We start from the raw sequence: 2,566 nt of genomic DNA, 5'->3' as shown, positions 1-2,566 counted from the left end.
GCTCACACGACAGCGCAGGCGCGACGCACGGGTGCCAGGACGCATTAACGAGATTGTAGCAGGTGCGTCTGCTGCTCACTGGCCCAGTTGGAGGCGTAGGACGGGCAGGACGGCCGCGCTGGCGGGGCGAGTTGGCATGCAGTCGCTCGCTCGCCCGCCGGGCGGGTTTGTGGTGGTGCAGGGTGGCTCAAGTGAACCCTGGGAGCTGGTTGCACGGTCGAAGGGCGCGCCGGGACGCTGTCGTCGCTGGATACGCCCGCCCTCCCTCTTTAGGCGACCTGCTTACTTGGCGCGACGTCGTCAACTCGCTCGCTGACCAGGACCCGCCTCGTTGGGCTCGAATGGTCACCTGCAGACTCGAGTGCACCCTCACGACCCTCACGCCCCCAGCAGCCAGCTCGAACGGCTCGCTGCGACGTCGGTACACCGCCTGCTTCTAGCGCGACCACCTGCTTCGCCTCGTCTCGCACCCGCTGATCCCGTGCGTTCACTTTCTCTGGCGACTGTGGATTGTCTTTTGCGGGGACGAACGAGCGCGCAATCACTTTGCGCGGGTCGGATGCGAGGGGGAAATTGCGCGACACGGGTCGCCCTGGATTATGCGCTCATAGGTTCGCAAAACGGACTGCCCCCGCCTTCCGTAAGATCTTCGCCTGCGCCTGCTCGCTCGAGTGTTCCCAACAACACGCTCGACCTGCTGCACCCGCCCGCTCGATGCGCTCTCGACCGTGGCAGCCCTTGTCGACATCACCCGGCCGCGCCATCGGAACCTCGCACTGACCGAACCCTTTCCCCCCGCCGCCGCTTCTTGTTCTTTCAGACCCCGCTCTTCCAAGAGATCGTCGCACCCCTCCAACTTAGCGCGATCCGGCTCTCGCCACCGGTCGCGCTGCTCGCCGCGCACGGCCCAGCATGGCTTCCTTCCACCCACCACTGCACTCGCCACCGCCAGAGGCGGCACCCGCCAGAGCGACGTCGACTTCTTCGCACGCACACCGCCCCGTCCCCGAACCTCACCCGCTCGTCTCGTCCGACGAGTCGATCCGCACCCTCGCATCCGTCAGCTCGTCGACCTCGACCGCGACCGACTGCACCGCCCTCTCGAGCGTGCGGTACGAGTCGGACGCTGAGGAGTTGCTGAACGAGCCACCGCGCCGTCGCCGATCTTCCACCAACACCGAGTACTGCCGCCCGCCGCTGGAGACGCCGCCCCAGCTCGTGCCGGTCAGCATGGCGGGCACGGGGATGGAGCAGATCGACGACGAGCTGCGCAGGCGGATAGAGCAGTTCTCGATGCAGGACGACAGCCGCGAGGCGAGGATGGCGCAGCGGGCGGCCGAGGGCTACTTTGCGGCTGCCATGTCGTCCGTTGAGCCGCCGTCTCTTCCTTCCAGTGCACGAGCGCTTCCCTCGATCGTCACGGCGTCGACTTCCTCGCGACCGTACTCCTCCGCTTCCTACGCGCACTCTCCCCTCGCCTACGCCCCGCCCGTCCCTCACTACCCTCTCCACCACCCTCAGCCAACTACGTCGGCTCAGGCGTCTACCTCATTGCGCTCTCCCAGCTCGCACTCCGCCCGATCGAGTCTCTCGCTCGACGGCTCGGTCGGTGCGCTGTACCCCCTCGCAACCTCGACCTCACCCCTCTCTTCCGTCGTCGCGCCTTCACCTCTCGCCGCCCTCGCCTCCTCCGACATCCGCCCTTCCTCGACCGACACCTTCTCGACCTTCTCGACTCGCTCGTCCGGCCGTCCCTGGGTCTTCGACTCGGACGCGTCGTCGATCTGCAGCGCCGGGAGCGCAGGCGCGGTGACAGCGACGAGTACGGCGGCGGGCAGTGCGAGCAATAGCGGTGCCGAAGGGCCGAGTAAGAAGGCTGTTGCGAGCGGGCAGGTGAGGACGGACGACGCGGGCGAGGAGCTCGAGGTGTACAAGCCCAAGACGGCCGATGTCGAGTGTGAGTATGCGTGCGCTTCACTACTTGCGTGACAAATACTGATCTCCGTGGCGCGCGCAGTCCTCGACCACCGACCCGAACCTCCCGGCGCCTCGCTCGACATTGACCGTTCCGACCCGCTCCAGATCGTCCTCCGCGTTACGCTGCCCGGTTTCTCGCTCGAGAATATCACCGTCGCGATGCGCCGCGGCCACAAGGTTCACATTGTTGCCGACTCGTACGGCGAGAACGGCGGACACTTTGAGAAACTGGTCATGCTCGGGGCGGACGTCTCGACTTCTGCGCCTCGAGCCGAGTTCGATGGCAACCTCTTGCGCATCTACATCCAGCGGAGACCGTCGAGGCCGACGACGGCAATCACAGTTGCTGGCCCGCCTCGAGGGTCGCTCGACTACGGCTACCCGCTCGGCGTCACCGCCGGTCCTGCGAGTCCACCCAGCTCGGCTTTCTCGTCGCCGGACTTGGGCGGAGACCACAATCGACGACCGTCTGTCGCCTCGTCGTTTGCCTCGATCTGGTCCTCCGACTCGTCCTCGACGCACACCTCGCCCTACACTCCCGTCTCCCCCTCGCTCGACACGACCGGCGCCGGCACGTCCTCCTTCGCCG

At 66.7% G+C, this 2,566-nt stretch carries 3 protein-coding genes; all 3 read right to left on the bottom strand.

Going from position 1 to position 2,566, the window contains the following annotated elements:
- Positions 1-1,013: 1,013 nt before the first annotated feature.
- The 3 genes from EPN29_13655 to EPN29_13645 all read right to left on the bottom strand — a co-directional run bounded on the left by EPN29_13655 (position 1,014) and on the right by EPN29_13645 (position 2,196).
- Positions 1,014-1,241, bottom strand: coding sequence for a hypothetical protein (locus EPN29_13655; protein ID TAN31364.1), 228 nt, complete (start codon positions 1,239-1,241; stop codon positions 1,014-1,016).
- A gap of 294 nt (positions 1,242-1,535) precedes the next feature.
- On the bottom strand, positions 1,536-1,847 hold the full coding sequence (locus EPN29_13650) for a hypothetical protein (protein ID TAN31363.1): 312 nt from the start codon (positions 1,845-1,847) through the stop codon (positions 1,536-1,538).
- Positions 1,848-1,977: 130 nt separating this feature from the next.
- Positions 1,978-2,196 (bottom strand): hypothetical protein, encoded by a 219-nt coding sequence (locus tag EPN29_13645; protein TAN31362.1) that lies wholly within the window; start codon positions 2,194-2,196, stop codon positions 1,978-1,980.
- Positions 2,197-2,566 lie beyond the last annotated feature (370 nt).

This window comes from bacterium (assembly GCA_004299235.1).
In the GTDB taxonomy this organism is placed as follows: domain Bacteria; phylum Chloroflexota; class Dormibacteria; order Dormibacterales; family Dormibacteraceae; genus SCQL01.
The sequence above is the reverse complement of the archived record's forward strand: the minus strand, read 5'-3'. Positions and strand labels throughout refer to the sequence as shown.